At 67.4% G+C, this 19,008-nt stretch carries 18 protein-coding genes and 1 pseudogene; 10 read left to right on the top strand and 9 right to left on the bottom strand.

The features are described from left to right. Positions 1–52: 52 nt before the first annotated feature. The 5 genes from HALXA_RS04905 (at position 53) to HALXA_RS04925 (ending at position 4,297) form a co-directional block, all read left to right on the top strand. Positions 53–1,093, top strand: coding sequence for a ribose 1,5-bisphosphate isomerase (locus tag HALXA_RS04905; RefSeq protein WP_049895407.1), 1,041 nt, complete (start codon positions 53–55; stop codon positions 1,091–1,093). A gap of 94 nt (positions 1,094–1,187) precedes the next feature. After that, a complete protein-coding gene (locus HALXA_RS04910; protein WP_013879207.1) occupies positions 1,188–2,009 on the top strand; it encodes a DUF63 family protein in 822 nt (273 codons plus the stop codon). Positions 2,010–2,048: 39 nt separating this feature from the next. Further along, on the top strand, positions 2,049–2,939 hold the full coding sequence (locus tag HALXA_RS04915; protein ID WP_013879208.1) for a carbohydrate kinase family protein: 891 nt from the start codon (positions 2,049–2,051) through the stop codon (positions 2,937–2,939). 134 nt (positions 2,940–3,073) lie between these two features. After that, complete coding sequence (locus HALXA_RS04920; RefSeq protein WP_013879209.1) at positions 3,074–3,373, top strand: HalOD1 output domain-containing protein; 300 nt, start codon at positions 3,074–3,076, stop codon at positions 3,371–3,373. A 195-nt stretch (positions 3,374–3,568) separates the two neighbouring features. Continuing rightward, entirely contained in the window at positions 3,569–4,297 is a 729-nt protein-coding gene (locus HALXA_RS04925) for a nucleoside phosphorylase (RefSeq protein WP_013879210.1), read from the top strand. A gap of 16 nt (positions 4,298–4,313) precedes the next feature. Here the strand turns inward: HALXA_RS04925 and HALXA_RS04930 are convergent, their stop codons facing one another. The 3 genes from HALXA_RS04930 to HALXA_RS04940 form a co-directional block, all read right to left on the bottom strand. Beyond that, complete coding sequence (locus HALXA_RS04930) at positions 4,314–4,544, bottom strand: hypothetical protein (protein WP_013879211.1); 231 nt, start codon at positions 4,542–4,544, stop codon at positions 4,314–4,316. Positions 4,545–4,633: 89 nt separating this feature from the next. Continuing rightward, on the bottom strand, positions 4,634–5,815 hold the full coding sequence (locus tag HALXA_RS04935; RefSeq protein ID WP_245550078.1) for a hypothetical protein: 1,182 nt from the start codon (positions 5,813–5,815) through the stop codon (positions 4,634–4,636). A gap of 102 nt (positions 5,816–5,917) precedes the next feature. After that, positions 5,918–6,808, bottom strand: a complete 891-nt coding sequence (locus tag HALXA_RS04940) for an HNH endonuclease (RefSeq protein WP_013879213.1) — start codon at positions 6,806–6,808, stop codon at positions 5,918–5,920. A 135-nt stretch (positions 6,809–6,943) separates the two neighbouring features. Between HALXA_RS04940 and HALXA_RS04945 the strand changes: the two genes are divergently transcribed. Further along, positions 6,944–7,714 (top strand): amphi-Trp domain-containing protein, encoded by a 771-nt coding sequence (locus tag HALXA_RS04945; RefSeq protein ID WP_013879214.1) that lies wholly within the window; start codon positions 6,944–6,946, stop codon positions 7,712–7,714. A 23-nt stretch (positions 7,715–7,737) separates the two neighbouring features. On the opposite strand, the gene HALXA_RS04950 is transcribed toward HALXA_RS04945, so the two are convergent. Next, positions 7,738–8,478 carry a DUF547 domain-containing protein gene (locus HALXA_RS04950; protein WP_013879215.1) on the bottom strand — a complete coding sequence of 247 codons (741 nt, stop codon included), beginning with the start codon at positions 8,476–8,478 and terminating at the stop codon, positions 7,738–7,740. 121 nt (positions 8,479–8,599) lie between these two features. Between HALXA_RS04950 and HALXA_RS04955 the strand changes: the two genes are divergently transcribed. Next, positions 8,600–9,625 carry an AI-2E family transporter gene (locus HALXA_RS04955; RefSeq protein ID WP_013879216.1) on the top strand — a complete coding sequence of 342 codons (1,026 nt, stop codon included), beginning with the start codon at positions 8,600–8,602 and terminating at the stop codon, positions 9,623–9,625. Between the two features lie 40 nt (positions 9,626–9,665). Here the strand turns inward: HALXA_RS04955 and HALXA_RS22350 are convergent, their stop codons facing one another. The 4 genes from HALXA_RS22350 to HALXA_RS04975 all read right to left on the bottom strand — a co-directional run bounded on the left by HALXA_RS22350 (position 9,666) and on the right by HALXA_RS04975 (position 16,088). Continuing rightward, positions 9,666–10,724 (bottom strand): DUF4350 domain-containing protein, encoded by a 1,059-nt coding sequence (locus HALXA_RS22350; RefSeq protein ID WP_013879217.1) that lies wholly within the window; start codon positions 10,722–10,724, stop codon positions 9,666–9,668. Next, a complete protein-coding gene (locus HALXA_RS04965; RefSeq protein ID WP_013879218.1) occupies positions 10,721–11,734 on the bottom strand; it encodes a S49 family peptidase in 1,014 nt (337 codons plus the stop codon). The genes HALXA_RS22350 and HALXA_RS04965 overlap by 4 nt, the downstream gene beginning before the upstream one ends. A 249-nt stretch (positions 11,735–11,983) precedes the next feature. Further along, a complete protein-coding gene (gene cofH, locus HALXA_RS04970; RefSeq protein ID WP_013879219.1) occupies positions 11,984–13,354 on the bottom strand; it encodes a 7,8-didemethyl-8-hydroxy-5-deazariboflavin synthase subunit CofH in 1,371 nt (456 codons plus the stop codon). A gap of 82 nt (positions 13,355–13,436) precedes the next feature. Then, positions 13,437–16,088: a methyl-accepting chemotaxis protein gene (locus HALXA_RS04975; protein WP_013879220.1), complete on the bottom strand. Its 2,652-nt coding sequence runs from the start codon at positions 16,086–16,088 to the stop codon at positions 13,437–13,439. Positions 16,089–16,294: 206 nt separating this feature from the next. Between HALXA_RS04975 and HALXA_RS04980 the strand changes: the two genes are divergently transcribed. Continuing rightward, positions 16,295–17,335: a phosphoribosylaminoimidazolesuccinocarboxamide synthase gene (locus HALXA_RS04980; protein ID WP_049895408.1), complete on the top strand. Its 1,041-nt coding sequence runs from the start codon at positions 16,295–16,297 to the stop codon at positions 17,333–17,335. Between the two features lie 174 nt (positions 17,336–17,509). Continuing rightward, positions 17,510–18,169: an SPW repeat domain-containing protein gene (locus tag HALXA_RS22420; RefSeq protein WP_245550080.1), complete on the top strand. Its 660-nt coding sequence runs from the start codon at positions 17,510–17,512 to the stop codon at positions 18,167–18,169. An 84-nt stretch (positions 18,170–18,253) separates the two neighbouring features. On the opposite strand, the pseudogene HALXA_RS22425 reads toward HALXA_RS22420, so the two are convergent. Then, positions 18,254–18,486 (bottom strand): annotated as a pseudogene (locus HALXA_RS22425) (YkgJ family cysteine cluster protein); the annotation flags it as partial. A gap of 81 nt (positions 18,487–18,567) precedes the next feature. On the opposite strand from HALXA_RS22425, the gene HALXA_RS04995 reads away from it, so the two are divergent. Further along, positions 18,568–18,975, top strand: a complete 408-nt coding sequence (locus tag HALXA_RS04995) for a DUF2267 domain-containing protein (protein WP_013879223.1) — start codon at positions 18,568–18,570, stop codon at positions 18,973–18,975. The last annotated feature ends 33 nt before the right edge of the window (positions 18,976–19,008 follow it).

Genomic DNA, 19,008 nt, shown 5'->3' on the forward strand with positions numbered 1-19,008 from the left:
AAAACCCGCCCGTTCCCTTTTGGTTCGGCGGGCGCAAGTCAGGGGTATGAGCATGGATTCGGATCAGCCCGACACCGACGTCACCGTCGCGCCGGCCGTCGCGGAAACCGCGGACGACATCGCCGAGATGCGGATCCGCGGCGCGGCGACGATCGCCGACGCGGCCGCCGAAGCGCTGGCCGTGCAGGCCGAGCGCTCCGAGGCGGAGACGCCGGCCGCCTTCCGCGAGCAGTTGCGGGCCGCCGCCCGAACCCTCTACGAGACCCGCCCGACCGCGGTCAGCCTCCCGAACGCCCTGCGGTACGTCCTCCGGGGGATGGAGGGCGAGACCGTCTCCGAACTCCGCGGGTCGACGACCTCGCGCGCCGCAGAGTTCCGGGACGACTTAGAGCAAGCGCAGGCCACCCTCGGCGAGATCGGCGCCAACCGCCTGCGCGACGGCGACGTCGTGATGACCCACTGCCACTCGACGGACGCCCTCTCCTGTATCGAGGCCGCCCTCGAGGACGGCAAGCACATCGAGGCGATCGTCAAGGAAACGCGACCCCGGAAGCAGGGCCACATCACGGCCCGCCAGCTGCGCGAGCTGGGCGTGCCGGTCACGCTGATCGTCGACAACGCGGCCCGCCGATACTTGGACGACGCGGATCACGTGCTGGTCGGCGCGGACAGCATCGCCGCCGACGGCAGCGTCATCAACAAGATCGGCACCAGCGGCCTGGCGGTCAACGCCCGCGAGCGCGGCGTGCCGGTGATGGTCGCGGCGCAGACGATCAAGCTCCACCCCGACACGATGACGGGCCACACCGTCGCGATCGAGATGCGCGACGAACACGAGGTGCTGCCCGAGGACGAGCGAGCGGAGATCGTCGGCGACGGGACGGACTCGAGCGCCGAACCCGCCGCGGACGACGATGACGACGGCCTCACCGTCGAGAACCCCGCCTTCGACGTCACCCCGCCCCGACACGTCGACGCGATCGTCACCGAGCGCGGCCAGTTCCCGCCCGAGAGCATCGTGACGCTGATGCGGGAACTGTTCGGCGAGACGACCGACGAACCGTGGGAACGAGGCCGAGGCCGGGACCGCTGACTCGAACGGGAACGCGTCGGCCTCGAGTACCGTCTGCCGCGTCGAACAGTCGGTAATCGGAAAGTGTTAGTCGCTGGTGTGTACCACTACCTGTATGGTATTACCAGAGGGGTTTGCCCTCCCGCCGTGGTACCTCCTCGTTCCGCTGCTGGTAGTGCTCGGCGGCACGCTCGCGCTGCTGTGGGCGCTCGAGCCGCCGGTCACCGATCGGACGGTCATTTCGTTCGCGCCGTGGATGATGTTCGGGTCGACGCTGCAGGTCCTGTACCGGCTCGAGGCCTTCCCCGACAGCATCGCGGTGCTGTTTACGGCGCCGAGCGTCTACCTCGTGACGGCGATCGTGGCGGGGCTGGTCTGGGTCGTGGGCATCTTCCTGCAGGCGGGCGGGCTCCAGCCGACGATCGAGCGCGTCGTCGGCGTCGCGGGCACCGGCTTCTTCGTCGTCTTCGCGATGTTCATCGTCCTCAGCGGCTGGAACGCCGGTTCGTTCTCGCCGTTCTGGCCAGTCATCGCCGTCGTCGTCGCCGGGATCGTGACCGCCCTCGCGTGGGTCGCGCTCGGCCTCTGGTTCACCGACGTCGCCGCGACGACGGGCGCGACCGGCGCGCTGGTCGTCTTCGGACAAACGATCGACGGCGTCTCGACGGCCGTCGGCTACGCCGTGCTGGGGTCCAGCGAGGAGGTCCCGCTCTCCCGGGCCATCCTCGAGGTCGGCAAATCGCTGCCGACCGCCGAGTACATCGGCGCCGGCTGGCTGTTCGTCCTCGTGAAGGTCGTCCTCGCGCTGGTCGTCCTCGGCCTGTTCAAGGAGTACGTCGAGGAGGAGCCCCGGCAGGCGCGGACGATCCTCGGGTTGCTGGCCGCTATCGGCCTCGGACCGGGGGTTCACAACACGTTGCTCTTTCTGGTAACGTAAACTCTAGATTTTTCTCATCGGCGACCGTTTTTCCGACGAATGGTACGGGTACTCTCCGCCGGTCACGTCAACTGGGACGTGACCCTCCGCGTCGATCGGCTCCCCGAAGCCGACGGCGAGGCGTCGATCCGCTCGCAACGTCAGTCCGGCGGCGGCAGCGCGGCTAACGTCGCCGCCGCCCTCGCCGGCCTCGAGGTCGACGCCGGTCTGATCGGCAGCGTCGGCGACGACGACAACGGCGTCCTCGCGCGACGCGACCTCGAGTCCGCGGGCGTCGACCTCGAGGGCGTCCGGATCGTCGAAGCGGGCCAGACGGCCGTCAAGTACCTGCTCGTCGACGACGACGGCGAGGTCGCGGTGCTCGGCAACGACGGCGTCAACGAGGCCGTCGGCCCGGAGGAAATCGACGAGCGTCGGATTCGGAACGCCGACCACGTCCACCTCACGAGTCAGCGTCCCGACACCGCCGCCGCCATCGCGCGAACGGCGAACGAGGCCGGGGTCACCGTCAGTTTCGACCCCGGCCGCCGGCTCGGGGACCGCGACTACGGCGAGGCGCTCGCGGCCGCGGACGTCCTCTTCGCGAACGACCGGGAACTCGCGGCGCTGCTCGAGGACGAGTACGAGTACGTCGGCTCCGACTTCGACGACCGGATCGTCGCCGTCAAACACGGGTCCGACGGCGCGGAAGTGCACACGCCGACCGGCTCGTACGTCCACCCGGGATTCGACGTCGACGCGGTCGACACGGCCGGCGCGGGCGACGCCTTCGCCGCCGGGTTCATCGCGACCTGGCTCACCGACGGCGACGTCGAACGCGCGCTCGAGTACGCGAACGCCTGCGGCGCGCTGACGGCCGGCCGAGAGGGGGCGCGCAGCGCGCCGACGGCGGATGCGGTCGCGGCGTTTCTCAGCGAGCGGTTTGATTAAAACGATTTATGATTGCCTTCGGGGGCGAATACGACGCTGTCGGGCGGTTCTCATCGGGTGCTGTCTGACGGTAACTATATAAATAGGGACGTTGGTCACCCGAATGAACAGTCACGGAGACGTGACGGAGAGACATGACGGATGGAAGGATACGCGAGTCCGACGAACGCCAGCGCGGTCGGCGGGTTCGATACGAGCGACCGGAAGGAGAGCCGCCGAGCATCGCTGCCGCGACGGCGCTGGCACGATACAACGACGAAGACGTCACCGCGGCCAGCACGCAACTGTACGATTACGTCGATCCGGAAGCGCTCGACGCGCTGTTCGACGACACGTGCACTCGCGGCAGCCGCTCGGTCGCGGCCGTCGAGTTCGACGTCGACGGGGTGCGGGTGACCGTTCGCCCCGATCGCGTCGAGGTCGCCCCGAACTGACTGTGCGTGGCGGGCGGGGGTGACCGGGGGTATCGTCTACGAACGCGGCGGGCGGCGCACGGCGACGGCTTCGAAGGCGGACGCTTTGCGGCGGGTGCTCGAGGTCGCGCGCCGCCGTCCGCGCCGTGGGTTCCGTTCCGTTGCGATGCTGCGGTTCTCGAACCTTTTTTCTCGTCACCGCGGAAACGCGCAGGCATGGGAACGCAACCGCACCTGCTCGTCGAGGAAGGCGACCTGAACGACATCGCGCTCATCCCCGGCGATCCGGGACGAGTCGACCGCATCGCCGACCACTGCGACGAGGCCGAGACGGTCGCGCAGAACCGCGAGTACAAACTCGTCAACGCGACCTACGAGGGTCGCGACCTGACGATCTGCTCGACCGGCATCGGCTGTCCGTCGGCTGCGATCGCGATCGAGGAGATGGCCAACGTCGGCGTCGAGACGTTCGTCCGCGTCGGGACGACCGGCGCCCTCCAGTCGGAGATCGAGATCGGCGACATGATCGTCGCGACCGGCGCGGCGAAAAACGAGGGCACCTCGAAGCGCTACGAGGACGCCGAGTACCCCGCCGTGCCGGACTACGACGTCCTCTCGGCGCTGGTCGACTCTGCGGAGACCAACGACGAGGACGTCCACGTCGGACCGATCGCCTCCGACGACGCCTTCTACGCCGAGACCGACGAGTACGTCGCCGACTGGGAGGACGCGGGCCTGCTCTGCGTCGAGATGGAGGCCGCCGCGGTCTTCACGCTCGCGCGCCGGAAGGGACTGCGCGCCGGCGCGATCTGTACCGTCGACGGCAACCTCGTCGAGGGCACGCAGAAGGGGACCGACACCGAGGACGACGAACTCCCCGACAAGGCCAAGAACAACGTCGGCCGCGCGATCGACATCGCGCTCGAGGCTGCGACGGACCTGTAACGGCCGCGTAACGGTTTCACTCCCGTTCTCGCGATTCCACTCGAGCCCACGGATCGATCAGTAGGGAGTAGCCGAGAACGCCGCCGAAGACGACGAGGTAGTACGCCGTGACCGGCCAGCCGGCCGTCCGGAAGACGACCGTCGCCGCGACGACCCAGACGACGACGACCGCGAGATCGACGAGATATCGTGCGGCGGTGTCACCGACCATTCGTTCTAGCACCCGTAACCGATCGGTCGCACCCATGCACGCAGCCTCAACGAACGCGCTGGTAAAAGTTCGTCCCGGCGCGCTCACCCGGCTCGGCGCTGGCAGCCTCGGCACGATCGCACCCGTCAGAAGTGCAGCCCGTGCTCGTCCAGCAACTCGTGGGCCGCCGTTCCCCAGGTGAAGTCCGACCCCGGCCACCACGTCCGGGCGTTGTTGATCCCGCCGACGAGGACGTACTCCTCCGGATTCTCGGGGTCGGGATGGAAGTTGACGGAGCCGCTGTCGCCGTCGGTCAGGGTCTCCTCGTCGCCCCACACGAGCTGGCCGGGTTTGCAGACCTCGCCGGTGTAGCAGGTCATGGCGTTGACGCCCTTGATCTCCCCGGCGGTGTGGTCAGAGATCGCGCCGACCTTCTCGAGGGTCTCGTTCTGGGCCATCAGGTCGGCCAGCCCCAGCTGCGTGTACTGACCGATGACCGCGGGCGGCGAGGCGCGTTCGATCACCGACCCCGGCCGGTAGCCGTCGACGGGATCGATCTGTACGATATCGGCTGCCGGATAGCCGCGGGCGACCTCGCCGACCCGGTGCGGTTCGTCGTCGTGGCGGAGCCACAGGGGTTCGCCGCGGTGTTCGGTCTCCTTCGTCCCCTCCTCGCCGTACACGTGGTTCGAGGTCGCGAAGAACCGCGAGCCGCTTTGGGCGTCGAACAGGGCCGGCGTGAGCGTCCCGGCGCCGTAGTCGCTCTCGCAAACCACGCCGCCCGGGACGCGGTCGCGACCTAACTCCGGAAGCTGGTACGCCTGCTCGTGTTCGGGGTCCCGTTCGGGTGCCGGCGGCAGTTCGTCGACGATATTGATGTCGATCGGGACGTTCGCGGCCACCTCCTCAAGTTGGTCGCTGACGTTCTCCTCGGTCGCTTCGACGGAGATCGCCGCCTCCGGCTGATCGTAGCTGCCCGGCACGACGAACGAGGAAACCAGCGGCGCCAGCCCCATATCGTGGATGGCGTCCTGCGCCTCGAACGCCAACCGTAGACTCTCCTGCCAGGCGACGGGGACGTCTTTCCGTCGCGGTTCGGTCGCGTCGCCGTCCGCGTCCGGGTGCGGCCGCGCCATCGCGTAGGTGATCGTTCCGAGGTCGCTCGAGGTGGCGTAGTTCGCCGTGCCGAGGCCCCAGACGAGCGTCACTGCGGCGCCGGTGTTAACGGCGGACCGTAGCAGTCGGCGACGTCCCAGCCCGCTCGTCTCGTCGCCGGGGGCTTCGTCGTCGGAGGTTTCGTCCGATCGGTCGTCGTTCGCGTTCGACACGTGGCCCCGGAGTACGATACGCAGCCGTATAGGCATTCGAGGTGGCCATCGCCTGCTGCAACGAAGGTGTGAGATGCCGAACAGTATCGTCGACGCGACTCCTCACTCGCCGCGCAACCCGTCGGCCAGCGTCGCCGCGGACTCGGTGAGTTCCTCGGTCGTCCCGGCGGCGTCCTGCAGCGTCTCGTTGATCGCCGTGTAAAGGTCCTCGAACGCGACCGTTCCGTCGTCGCCCACCCGCGCCGCGGCGTCCCGCCGCTCGAGGTCGCAGATCGGACAGCGATCGACCTCGTCGCCCAGCGGCTCGAGACAGCCGTGACACCGATCGAGGCTCGCGGGGACGGTTTCGGAGCGCGCGACGATCTCGCCGAGTTCGGTCTGCAGTCGCGTCGCGGCGTCGACGAGTTCCTCGAGCGGACCGACGAGGTCGTCCCGAATTGCCCCCTGCTCGATAGCCGAGAGTCGCTCGAGGCGGGAGGGGACGGAGTCGATCGCGAGCAGGACCTCGCGTCGGGCGGTGACGTATTCGCTGGCGGGGTCGCTCGCGCTCGCTGAGTCGTCGTCTTCTCCCCCGTCGGGGTCGACTGCTGACTCGTCGTCCGTAGCTGCACCGCCATCCGCAGCCGCACCTGCAGCCGCGAGTTCGCCGGGGAGCGACGTCGCCAGCGAGGCGAAGGAGGCGACCGCCGAGACGGTCACGCCCTGGCGCTGGGTCGTCTCGCGGGCGAGATCGAAGAGTTCCTCGCCGTTCGGACGGATCGGCTCGGCCGGGACCGGATTCTGCAGGGCGGTGAAACACGACGAACAGACGGTGACGAGGGCGCTCTCGTGAACCGCGCCCTCGAGCGGAACGTCGCCGACGGGGTAGCACCGAAGCGTCGACGGGTCGTCGCCGTCGGCGCCGCAGCGCCGACAGGTGCGGTCGTCTCGCTCGAGCACGGCGGCGCGGTCGCCGCGCCACTCGGGTTCGCGGTCGCGTTCGCGGGAAGTCACGGCCGAGCGAAGACAGCGCGGCGGCAAAAACGCTCCGGCTCCCGGCGTCGGGGCGCTGCCGTTCCAGTCCCGGGACCCGCTCGTTCCGTCGCAACCGTCCCCCGGAAACATAACCGAGGTCGTCGTAGATACGGTATGGCCGACGACCCAGATCCAGATTCAGATCCAGACCCTGACCCAGATTCGGACCCGACGGACCGAGACGCCGACGCGACCCCGCCGGCGGCGGTCGACCTCGAGTTCGAGCGCGCCTACGACCGCGGGGACCTCGCGACGGTCTTCCGCTCGTTCGCAGCCGCGCTCGAGGACGGCGCGCCCGTCCGCATCGACGGAGACGAGGAGAGCGCCACCGTCGCGGTGCCCTCGCGCGTCGTCGCCGAGTTCGAAGCCGAGCGCGACCCCGAAGACGAGCCGCCGGTCGCCGAACTGGGAGTCGACCTCGAGTGGGACGATCCGGACGGCTCGAGCGTCCGTCTCGCATCGGAAGCGGGAACCGGCCACGAGAACGCCGTCGTGCTCGTCGGCGACGAGCGCCCGGACGACGAGTCGGCGACCGATTCGGCGATGGCGACGATGCCGCCGGAGGGCGTCGCCGGAACTGATGCCGAATCCGACGATAGCGGCCCCGAGTCGACCGCTGACGGCGCATCAGCGGAGGATCAGGAGGCGACTTCCGAGCCGACCGCGGGAGAGCAAGCGCCCTCGAGCGGCCGCACCAGCCGGTTCGAGGTGTACCAGGACCGCGCCGACGAGTGGCGCTGGCGGCTGGTCCACTGGAACGGCAACATCGTCGCCGACAGCGGCGAAGGGTACACGACGCGGAGCAACGCAAAGCGCGCCGCGCGAAGCGTCATGCGAACCGCGCCGACCGCGCGGGTCACGGACCGCGACGCGGACGAGAACTGACGATTCCGGTCGGTGAAGGCGGCCTACGGACGCAGACCGTCGACTTCCACGTCGCCGTCGAGATCCACGTCGAGCGTCCGGTTCGCCGCCTCGTACTCGAACGCCGGCCGAGCGTCTTCAGGGATGGCGTTGTACGCCCGGAGAAACGAGACGACGCCGCGCTTGCCGCCGAAATCGCCGCGGTACCACCGAAAGAGCTTCGGGACCGAGGCGACGTTCTCGTCGGCGTCGTACTCGACGGTCTCCTCGAGAAACCACTCGACGTCGACGTCGAGATCGTCGTCGACGTCGGCCGGCGAGTAGACCGTGATCGGCGGCCGGTTCTCGATCCCGCGGGTCAGCGCGAAGTGGATCCGCGGATCGCACTCCTCGAGTCGGAACCGCCGCTCGAACGACGACGGGAACGGTCGCGGCAGGTAGCCCAGTCCCCACGGGTGCTTCGAGCTGCGCAACAGGCCGTGTTCGATGTCGTTGAGACTCAGCCACGCTCCGGCGACGGGAATCCGATCGCGGGCGACGAACTTCCAGCGGGCGAGTCGCCCCCCCTCGAGAAGCCCCGGGTCTTCCTCCAAGCGCAACTGGGCGTAGGCGTTGTAGCAGTTGAGCCAGAAGGCGAGTTTCCCCTCGCGAGTCGCCACTGCCCGCTCCAGTCGGTCGCGATCGAGCGTCGCCAGCCGATCGCGGAGCCGGTCGGTGTCGCCCTCGGTCTTGACCGCGTAGAGGAGATCGCCCGAGAGGGAGAGGGGATCGAGCTGAGTCGACATTCGTTCGTGGGTTCGACTACCACACCCTTTAAGTCGTGTGGCTGGTGGCGCCGACAGTCTCGCGGACGGATATGTCTATCCAAGGCCCAGCTTTATTCGGCCGTACGTGGACGGATTCGGCGTGAACCTCAGTCGCGGCTATCTGCTGGCGCTCGTCCTCCTCTTCGCGTACCTGTCGTGGCAACTCGTCACGCCGTTCGTCCAGTACGTCCTCGCCGCAATCCTGCTCGCGTTCGTCCTCTATCCCGGCCAGCGGCGCCTCGAGAACCACATTCCGTCGTCGATCTCCGCGTTCATCCTCGTCGTGTTCGCAGTGCTCGGGTTTATCCTTCCCTTCGTCCTCGTCATCGCGCTGGTCGCCGAAGACGCCGCGATGATGCTCGAGTCGCTCGATCCGTCGACCTTCCAACTGTCCGATATCGAGGAGGAAATCCAGGCGGAGACGGGGATGAGCGTCAATATCAGCGAAACTATCGCCGGCTCCGCGGAACAGATCGGGACCGTCGCGCTCGAGCGGACGACCGAGTGGTTCGGCGTCCTCACGCACGCGCTGATCGGCCTCGGACTCGCGCTTTTCCTGCTCTACTACCTGCTCAAGGACGGCGACGACCTGCTCGGGTGGATTCGGTCGACGACGCCGCTGCCGGACGACGTCCAGCACGACCTCTACGACGAACTCGCGGAGGTCATGTGGGCCGTTCTGGCCGGTCACGTCCTGATCGCGATCATCCAGGGATTCATCGCCGGCATCGGCCTGTTCGCGACGGGGATCCCCAACGCGGCGTTCTGGACGTTCGTCATGATCATCCTCGCGTTGATCCCGCTAATCGGCTCGTTTCTGGTGTGGGGGCCCGCGGTCGGCTACCTGCTGGTGACGGGCGAGCCGGTTCTCGCCGTCGTGTTGTTCCTGTACAGTACCGTCATCGTCGGCGTCTCGGACGACTACCTCCGACCGATCGTCGTCGATCGGTACGCCCAGCTCAACCCCGCGATCATCATTCTCGGCGTCCTCGGCGGGATCTACGCGTTCGGCGTCATGGGACTGTTCTTCGGTCCCGTTCTGCTCGGCGCGCTGCTCGCGACGCTCGACGTCGTCGACGAGCACTACGACCGGCTCGGCGGCGAGGAAAGCGGTGGCGCGGCCTAACGGCCGCGCGGGCTGCGAAAAGCGGTTCGGCAGTGCGTCGTCAGTTACCGGCGGCGCCGGTACCGGCCCCGCCGGTCCCGGTACCTGCACCTGCACCAGCGCCGGCGCCGGCACCGGCGCCAGCACCCGCTCCGGGCTGGGGCTCCTCGCCCGGCACGGACGGCGTTCCTGACGCCTTATCGCCGGTCACGAGGAACTCGAGGACGTTGCCGATGAGCACCTCGTTGTCGGCGACGTTGTGCGTCGCGGTCGTCATGAAGCCGGTGTCGCCGACGGCGACGGTGTTGCCGCTGCGCGCGACGACGCCGTACTCGTCGGCCACGCGGTTTTCGGAGTGTTCGGTCGTCGCGGTCGTCGTGAGGAGGGTCGTCTCCTCCGAGACGACCGGCGTCGGCGCGTCGAAGACGACCTCGTCGACGCCCTCGGTGAGCGTCGAGTTGACCGCCGGCGTCGCGGTGATCGTCCGGTAGTTGGTCTCGTAGTTCTCCATGTCGTAGAGGTAGCCGGTGTCGTAGGCGATGCCGAGCGGGGAGGAGACCGACTCGACCTCGCCGCTACCGGCTGCCGCGGTACCCGTGAGCGACCCGAGGAGGGCCGTCGCCGTGCCGCCCGTTTCCGGCCCGGCCGCGACCATCACTCGGCCGCCGGCGCCTTCGAACTCGGAGACGACGTCGGCTTCGGCGCTGGTGTACCGCGTGCCGGGTTCGACGACGATCAGCGCGTCGGCGTCCTGCAGCGTCTCGGCGAGCGCGACGTCGGGGTCTTGTCCGAGCCCGGACTGGCCCTGCGCGTGGTACTCGACGGTGTGACCCTCAGCCGTCAGCGCCGAGACGACCGGCTGGAGGTCGCTTCTGGACACGTCGTTCGCGTGCGCGACGTCGATCACGACGGTCTTGTCGGTGCCGTCGTCGTCGAAGCTGATCTCGCCGCTTCGCTCGAGTTCGGGCACGTCGGTCGCACCGGGCTGGAGGTGGTTCTGCTCGACCGTCGGGCGCTCGGTCGAGCCCTGGTTGGTGATCATTCCGGCGCCGGCGACGGCGCTCACCGAGAGCGCGACGACGAGGACGAACACCGCGAGTCGGCCACGAAGGCTGCTCATGCTCCCTCACCTCCGTGCTGGGCGGCCGTGTTGTCCGTCGTCGTATTCGCCTCCGCGCCCGCGGGCTGGGCCGCTGTCGCCGTCGTCGCATCGGCGTCCGTCGGCTGGCTCGTCTCCACGATGTTCTCGCCCTCGACGGTACCCCACAGCGCGAGGAACGCGGGCGTGTTGACGTCGCCGTACTCGCCGAAGGTCTGTTCGTGGCTCCGTTCGACCTTCGTGCCGTCCTCGAGGAGGATCACGCCGGAGGAGAGCGAGTCGCGCTCCATCTCGACGACCTCGTAGTCCTCGAGACCGGCCCGTTCGGCGGCCGAGCCGATCGCGACGTCTCGGTCGCCGATCTCGTCCGCGAGGCCGTTCTCGACGCTCTCCATGCCGGTGTAGGTCTTCGCGTAGGAGAGTTCCGTCTCGCTAAGCTCGAGGTCGTCGCCGCGGTGTTCCATCACCGAACCGATGAACGTCTGCTTCATCTTCTCGACCTGCCGTTTGATCTCGGCCTCGTTCGAGCCGACCTTGTCCGGGCCGGTCGCGATCATCCCCTCGCTCATCGGCATATCGGTGTAGGTCGCTCGGACGCCGATGCTGCCGACCGTCGAACTCGGGCTGACGTAGATTTCGTCGCTCGGCGCGATCATGTAGTAGCCGCCCGACGCGCCGGTCGACTGGACGTTCGCGACGACGGGCATCTCCTCGGCCGTCCGATCGACGGCCAGGTAGAGGCTCTCGCTGGCCGTCACGCCGCCGCCGGGGCTATCGACCTGCAGGACGACGGCGTCGATCGATTCGTTTTCCCGCGCTTCTCGGAGGTCGTCGGTCACCCCGTCGGCGACCGACTCGGTTATCGACCGGTCCATCTCGATTACTGCGACCGTCCCGTCCGGACTGCTCGTCGCGCCCCACGCCATGGGGGCGACCGCCGCGCCGACGAGCAGCGCGACGACGACGACCGTCACGTACGACCGTGCGACCGTCCCGAGCGCGTCTCGGATTGTAGATGTTGTACCGCTCATATTTCAGTGCGAATTACAATCAAAACCGCCAACATAAAAAATATTCTATTCTATTTACATTTATTTTACTACACTAACGGCTAACCGAAGGCGAATCGCGACGGAAACGGCGTCGTCCCACCACTGCACCCGCGCTGCAGTCCGTACGCGGCGCTCGCTCGTTGTGACGCCGTACGTAGCTACCTATAAAAGAGGGAAGTGACCGTTTTCCAACCGTGAAACCGCGCCCTCGCGCCGCCTGCGGCCGTCTCAGTCGTCCGCCGGCACGGGCCGTTCGTCCCCGGACAGGAGCGGCGTCCCGTCGGCTTTCGGCCCCAGCTGCGGGCCGAACGGCGGGTCGTCGGGATCGATGACGCGCCGTTTCTCGTAGTCGGTCGACCGTTCGACCGGAATCCGGCCGATCGAGCTGATCATCTCGACGTAGTCCTCGAACGAGCGGAACTCGCCGTAACCGCCGCCGGCGCGCTTGGTGATCTCCTCCGAGAGGATCGTTCCCATGAAGTCGTCGGCGCCGCAGTTTAACATCTTCAGGCCCTGCTCGTCGCCGTACTTGACCCACGAGGACTGGACGTGGTCGACGTTGTCGAGGAAGAGCCGCGAGACGGCGATCATGAGTTCGTCCTCGTCGGTGCTCGGGCCGCTCGAGACGACGTCGTGTTCGAACAGCGGCGTGTTCTGGTGGACGAACGAGAGGGGCACGAACTCCGTGATGTTCCCGGTCCGGTCCTGTAGGTCCCGCACCCGTTTCAGGTGGAGCGCGCGGTGGGCCTCGTTCTCGACGTGGCCGTACATGATCGTCGCGGTCATCCCGAGGCCGACGTTCGCCGCGGCTTCCATCGCCTCGAGCCAGTCGTCGGTGCCGATCTTGCCGGGGCAGATCACGTCACGGACCTCCTCGACGAGGATTTCGGCGGCCGTCCCCGGCACGGTGTCGAGGCCGGCGTCTTTCAGCCGCCGGAAGACCTCCTCGTAGGACCAGTCGGTCCCGCGGCGGGCGTGGTAGGCCTCCTCGGGGGTCATCGAGTGGACGTGGACGCCGTCGACGTTCATCGCCGAAATCTGGTCGACGTAGGTGCCGGGACTGGTCTCGTAGACCGCTGGCGGCTTGTAGTTGACTTCCTTCGGGTTCGGGTGCGCGTCGAGGAGCTCCCGGTGTTCCTCGTCCAGCGCGAACGCGGGGTGGAGCCCGGAGACCGAACAGACCTCGTAGATGCCCCGTTCGACGGCGTCTTTGACGATCTCGCGGGACTCGTCGGGCGTCTTCGTGAAGCCGGCCGTCTCCATCTCGGTCTCGCGCTCGAAGGTGTGGGCGGCGTCCTTGAAGTTACAGAACAGACAGCCGACGTTACAGGCCGTCGTCACGTTGTTGTTCAGGTTCGCAGTGAAGGTGACCTCCTCGCCGACGACCTCGGCGCGTCGCCGATCGGCGGCCTCGAGGACCCGTTCCTTGCGCCGGCGGTCGATCCCGTCGGTGTCGGTGCCCGTCGTGAGCAACTCGATCGCGTCGTCGACCGCGAGTCGGTCGCCGTCGCGCGCCTTCGCGAGTGCGTTCTCGAACGATTGGTCGGTCTCGGGAACGTGGTCGAAGGCCAGGTCGGCCTCGGTCACCGGTTGCTCCATCGTCACTACACTGAGGGTACAGCGAGAAAAACGTAGTGATAACGGCGATCCGATTCGCCCGTCTGGGATCGCGGCCGGCGTCTCACTCCGAGCCGGAGGCGTCGCTCTCGTCGTACTCGAGGACGACGTCGTCGGTTTCGTCGCCGGTCCTGGTTTCGTCGGTCGCAGGCGCGTCGTCCGTCTCGGCGGCCTCGAGCGCGCGGCGGTCGCCGTCCGTCTCGTCCGCAGGGAGTGCGGGGTCGGCGTCGGATTCGGGATCGGTTTCGGGCCCGGCGTCGTCACCGTCTCGATTCGCACTCCCGTCGGCTTCCGTCCCGTCAGTCTCGCGTTCCTCGCTCCCGACGTCGAACGCGTCGAGCGAGGTCCGGAGGTCGTCGGCCATCTCGGTCAGCGACTGCGTCCCGGCCGAGACGTCGGAGACGGTCGCGGTCTGTTCTTCGGCGGCGGCGGCAACGTTTTCCGTCTCGTCTTTCGTCTCCTCGCTGATCTCGGTCGCCTCGTCGACCATGGTGACGACCCGTTCGCTGGCGCGGGCCTGCTCGTCGGTCGCGTCGTTGATCGACTGGACGCCGGCGTTGGCCTCCTCGACCTGCTCGGCGATCGCGTCGATCGCTTCGATGCCGTCGTCGACGACCGCGGTCCCCTCGTCGACCTGCTCGCGCATGCGGTCGATCTCCGCGACGGTTTCGGCGACCGACTCCTCGACGCTGCCGATCAGTTCGTCGACCTCCTGGGTCGCCTCGCCGGTCTCCTCGGCGAGCGATTTGACCTCGTTGGCGACGACGGCAAACCCGTCGCCTTCCTCGCCCGCGCCGGCCGCCTCGATCGACGCGTTGAGCGCGAGCAGGTTCGTCTGCTCGGCGATGTCGTCGATCAGGTCGACGATCTCCCGGATTTGATCCATCTCCTCGTCCAGTTGCGCGACCTGCTCGGTGATTTCGTCCGCTCTGTCCTCGAGCCGGTCCATTTCCGTCCGGATCTCGCCGGTCGCCTCGCTGGCGTCGTCGGCGCGGTCGGCGGCGGTTTCGGAGACGCTGGCGACGTCGTCGGCCGTCGAGGCGATCTCCTCGACGGTCGCCGAGAGGTCGTTCATCTCCCCGTAGACTTCCCGGAAGCGGTCGCTCTGGTCCGCCGTCGCGGTGGCGATCTCCTCGGCGGACTCGCTCACCTCGCCGCTGGCCCGTTCGATCTCCTCGACCCGGCCCGTCACGTCGGCGCTGACCCGATCGACGTCCTCGGCCAGGTCCTGAATGTCGACGATCGTCGCTTCGAGGTCCTCGAGCATCCCGTTGAACGCGGTTGCGATCTCGGCTAGCGCCTCGTTGTCGACGTCTTCGTCGAGCCGCCGGGTGAAGTCGCCCGCCGCGGCGTCGTTCATCACGTCGCCGAACTCGGCGGCCTTCCGCTCGAGGCGTTCGGCGAGTCGTTCGGCCTCGCGGCGGGCCTCCGCTGCCTCCTCTTTGGACGCCTCGGCGTCGGCCTTGGAGGCCTCGAGATCGTCGATGTAGCTCTCGAGTTCGCGCCGCATCGTCTCGAGGGAGTCGCCGAGTTGACCGGGGACGTCCCGCTCGAGGGCGGGATCGTCGAACTCCTGGCGGGCGATGGCGTCGGCCTGGGCGGCGGCCGTGCCGAGGTACTGGCGGATGCCCTCGAAGGCGGTTCGGACCTGGCCGACCTCGTCGACCCGGCCGTCGTCGTCGATTTCGATGTCGGTGTCGCCGCGGGAGAGGGCGGTCGCGTCCGCCGCGAGGTCGTCCATCGCGCGGGCGGTCGTGCGTCCGAGCGTCGCGCCGATCACGAGAAACCCGGCCAGCGAGAGGACGATCAGGCCGCCGAGCGACCGGCCGACGGAGCTGGTGAGCGCGTAGGCGTTCGACTGCGGGGCGTGGGAGACGAGCGCCCAGTCGGTTCTCTCGATGTCGGCGTAGGCGACGACTTCGTCCGTATCGTCGTATTCGACGATGCCGCTGGCGTGCTCTTGATTCGCGACCGCGTCGACGACGTAGCTTTCGGCCCCCTCGCGGTAGGGCGCCTGGATCGCGGTTTCGTTCCCGCTGAACTCGACGACGCCCTTTCCGGTATCGACGACCTCGGTGTGCTGACCGTCGATCGGATCGGCGAACCCGTCCGCCATCTCGCTGGCGGAGATTTCGATCATCACCGCGGTGTCGCCGTTCGTCTCGGCCACTTTCCCGAAGAACGCGACGAGTTGCTCGCCGTCGCGCTCGTAGACGTCGGAGTAGACGACGTCGTCGTTCATCGCGCCGCGGTAGTCGAACTCCGAGATCCTGTCGTCCGTCCTGACGTGGAGCGTGAGATTGAGGTCCTGAATATTGGTGCCGACCGCGCCGTCCTCGCTACTGTGGGTAATCTCCTCGGTCCACAGATCGACGTAGTGCACCGCGTAGACCTCCGACGACATCGCCTCCTGTTCCTCGGCTAACGTCGACTCGATCTCCGCGTCGGAGCCGTCGGTCAACACGCCGTACGAGGAGAGCATTCGCACCGACTCCTCCTGACTGTCGATCCAGTCTGCAAAGTCGTTCGCCTCGCCGACGGCGTTCAGTTCCATCTCCGCCTGGACGTTCGTCGTGACGTCGCCCGTGATATCGACGTAGAAAAACAGCGCGACCGCGCTCGTCAGCACCAGAATAACGGCGATACTGACGCCGAACTTCAAGAGATAGCTTTCCCGAACCCGCTCGGGAACGACCCGCTCGATGAAATCCAACATGTGGCAGATGTTTCACTATCGTGTAAAATCTGTTGTGGCCGTCGGCCCGCTTCGCGGCTCTGTCCGCTTGTTTTTGCCGTCTCGTGGCGCCCCGTTTTCAACCCATAATTATGATGGATCCGATCGGCCGATACTGAAACCTTCTTGGCACACGGCCTCGGCAACTCGAGTATGCGACACGGCGACTGTCCGTCGAGGTGGCACGCGTGACCAGCGTCAAAGAATTCCGCATCGAGGAGGACGCGACGGCCGACTCGCTCGGCCGCGGCTCGTTCGTCTTCACCGACGACTACTCGGTGTTCGACTGGGGCAAGATGCCCGACCAGATTCCGGAGAAGGGCGCCAGCCTCTGTACGATGGGCGCGTACAACTTCGAACTGCTCGAGTCCGAAGGCGTGCCGACCCACTACCGCGGCGTCGTCGAACACGGCGCCGACAACGGCGAGAACGGCGAGGTCGTTTCCCTCGAGGAGGCCTCGAGCCCGCCCTGGGAGATGGCGATCGACCTCACGCAGGTGCCGGACCTGCCCAACGAGGGCCGGGAGTACGACTACGACAGCTACCACGAAGCGGCCGGCGAGAACTACCTGATCCCCCTCGAGATCGTCTTCCGGAACCGCGTGCCGGTCGGCTCGAGTCTGCGTCGCCGCACCGAACCCGCCGATCACGGCCTCGACTTCGAGTCGTGGCCCGACGAGCCCGTCGACCTCGCGGAGCCGATCGTCGAGTTCTCCACGAAGTACGAGGAGGGCGACCGCTACCTCGAGCGCGAGGAAGCCGACTACATCGCGGGGACGGCCGACGTCGACGCCCTCGAGGACGTAGCGCTCGAGGTCAACCGGATCGTCACCGAGCAGGCCGAGTCGGCGGGACTCGACCATCAGGACGGCAAGATCGAGTGTCTGTACTACCAGGGGGAAATCCGCGTCGCGGACGTCGTCGGCACCTTCGACGAGAACCGCTTCAGCTACGAGGGCACCCAGCTCTCGAAGGAGGTACTGCGGCAGTACCACAAGCGGACCCAGCCCGAGTGGGTCCAGGCCGTCGAGCAGGCGAAAGCCGAGGCCAAGCGGGAGGACGTCGCCGACTGGAAGTCGCTGTGTGACGTCGATCCGGAGCCGCTCGCAGACGAGGTCGTCGAGACTGCCCGCGACATGTACTGCGCCGGGGCCAACGCCTACACCGGCCGGGAGTTGTTCGACGCGCCGCCGCTCTCGAGTGCGATCGGTGCGGTTCGACGGCTGTAATCCGGTGCGGTCCGCCACTTCGATCGCGCCGTCGGCACAGTCTCGACCTCGACGCTGGCGTCGGCTCGACCGCCGTCGCCCACCGCAGAATGCGGTGGATGCTACCGTATGGCGCGCTCGAGACGGATAAGTAACCCTCATATTGGGGGACAAAACACATTCTACCGAGCGTCAATGAGTTTCACCGCCAGCGCAATCGCAGCGAGTATCGTCGCGTTCAGCCTCACCAGCGCGATCGCGGCCGTCGCGAGCGGGATGCTGACGCTGTTCGTCCTCATCATCGTCGGGTTCACCGTCCTCTCGCAGGGTTCGGACGATTGGGGCCCCGCACAGCCCGCGCAGTCCTCGGCCGCCGGCTCCTCGAGACAGCACAAAACTGGTAAATCTAATGACAAGCAAAACCGGACGGGTCTCCTCGATCGAATCAGTGTTACGGGCGTGACCAACCGCGACGGCACGATAGTACTGGCAGAACGGGCGGCGGGACTCACGGCGGCCATCGGCGCGTTCGTCATGGCTTCGACGGCAGTGTTCACCATCACCGAGTGGATGGGGATCCACAACGTGCTGATCGGGGCGACGATGGCCGTACTCGCGTCGATCCACGCGCTGCGAATCAGTCAGGATAAGCCGATCATCGTTCTCGCCGGCGTGCTGGCGCTGCTCGGCGCGTGGACGGCCGCGGCGCCGTTCGTCCTCGGGGTTAGTCGGCCCCTCGTGATGCAGATCAACGGCGTCGCCGGCGTCCTCATCGCGATCCTGTCTCTCGGCAGCGCGTACGGGATTTTGCAGACGTCACGATCGAGCCAGACGTCGGGCGCGACGGGCGCGTAATCGCTGCGAAGCCGAATTCTCTGCATTTTCTCGTCGTCGCGACGATCGCGGTTCGCGTTTCGAACTCGAGCGGGACGCCGACCGTCAGCTACCGTTCTGCGACTCCGCGTCCATTTCCGTCTCATCCTCGAGGTCCGTCCCATCGCTCTGTTTCGCGACCTCCGGGTCGTGGACGATGACCTCGCCGGGGTCGGGATCGGCGGAGGCGTACTCGTCCCGAACCCGATCGTCTCCTCGAGTTCGCGGATCGCGCGCACCGTCAGTGCGCGGGCGAGATCGTCGGCGTCCGCGCGAGAGACGTCCCGGCCGAGTCCCTCGAGCGTGCCCGCACCCGCCCCGCGGCGATCCTTGCAACTGAGAGCCCAACCCCGATATCGCTGTCCGCCGATGATCGACGTATGCAGGAAGACGAATTCTACGGCCTCGTCCAGCAGGCAGGGCACCTCGAGTCGACGGATCGCACGCAGGCGGCGACCGAAGCGGTCCTCGAGACGCTCGGCGAGACGATGACCGGCGGCGAAGCCGGGGACGTCGCCGAGCAACTCCCGACCGAATTGGCGAGTGTCATCGAGGACGCCGACCACGACGGCGCCGGCTACGACCGCGAGGAGTTCGTCGAGCGCGTCGGCGAGCACCTCCGCGGTGCAGACCTCGAGTCCGACGACGCCGAGCAGTACGCCGATGCGGTGACCGACGCGCTCGCGGTCGCGCTCACGGGCGGAGAACTCGAGAACCTGAAGTCGCAACTCGACAGCGGCCTCCACCCCCTGTTCGAAGGCGTGACGATCGATCAGGAGGACGTCTGAGCGGTCGATTCCGATCGTTTCTCCGTTCAGTTT

It is taken from the genome of Halopiger xanaduensis SH-6, assembly GCF_000217715.1.
In the GTDB taxonomy this organism is placed as follows: domain Archaea; phylum Halobacteriota; class Halobacteria; order Halobacteriales; family Natrialbaceae; genus Halopiger; species Halopiger xanaduensis.

Excerpts from the sequence above, each read along its gene's own strand:
- cofH (WP_013879219.1), bottom strand. The coding sequence starts at position 13,354 with ATGGAGCAACCGGTGACCGAGGCCGACCTGGCCTTCGACCACGTTCCC.
- HALXA_RS04975 (WP_013879220.1), bottom strand. The coding sequence starts at position 16,088 with ATGTTGGATTTCATCGAGCGGGTCGTTCCCGAGCGGGTTCGGGAAAGC.
- HALXA_RS22420 (WP_245550080.1), top strand. The coding sequence starts at position 17,510 with ATGAGTTTCACCGCCAGCGCAATCGCAGCGAGTATCGTCGCGTTCAGC.
- HALXA_RS04910 (WP_013879207.1), top strand. The coding sequence starts at position 1,188 with ATGGTATTACCAGAGGGGTTTGCCCTCCCGCCGTGGTACCTCCTCGTT.
- HALXA_RS04995 (WP_013879223.1), top strand. The coding sequence starts at position 18,568 with ATGCAGGAAGACGAATTCTACGGCCTCGTCCAGCAGGCAGGGCACCTC.
- HALXA_RS04950 (WP_013879215.1), bottom strand. The coding sequence starts at position 8,478 with ATGTCGACTCAGCTCGATCCCCTCTCCCTCTCGGGCGATCTCCTCTAC.
- HALXA_RS22350 (WP_013879217.1), bottom strand. The coding sequence starts at position 10,724 with ATGAGCAGCCTTCGTGGCCGACTCGCGGTGTTCGTCCTCGTCGTCGCG.
- HALXA_RS04945 (WP_013879214.1), top strand. The coding sequence starts at position 6,944 with ATGGCCGACGACCCAGATCCAGATTCAGATCCAGACCCTGACCCAGAT.
- HALXA_RS04915 (WP_013879208.1), top strand. The coding sequence starts at position 2,049 with ATGGTACGGGTACTCTCCGCCGGTCACGTCAACTGGGACGTGACCCTC.
- HALXA_RS04905 (WP_049895407.1), top strand. The coding sequence starts at position 53 with ATGGATTCGGATCAGCCCGACACCGACGTCACCGTCGCGCCGGCCGTC.
- HALXA_RS04920 (WP_013879209.1), top strand. The coding sequence starts at position 3,074 with ATGACGGATGGAAGGATACGCGAGTCCGACGAACGCCAGCGCGGTCGG.
- HALXA_RS04925 (WP_013879210.1), top strand. The coding sequence starts at position 3,569 with ATGGGAACGCAACCGCACCTGCTCGTCGAGGAAGGCGACCTGAACGAC.
- HALXA_RS04930 (WP_013879211.1), bottom strand. The coding sequence starts at position 4,544 with ATGGGTGCGACCGATCGGTTACGGGTGCTAGAACGAATGGTCGGTGAC.
- HALXA_RS04965 (WP_013879218.1), bottom strand. The coding sequence starts at position 11,734 with ATGAGCGGTACAACATCTACAATCCGAGACGCGCTCGGGACGGTCGCA.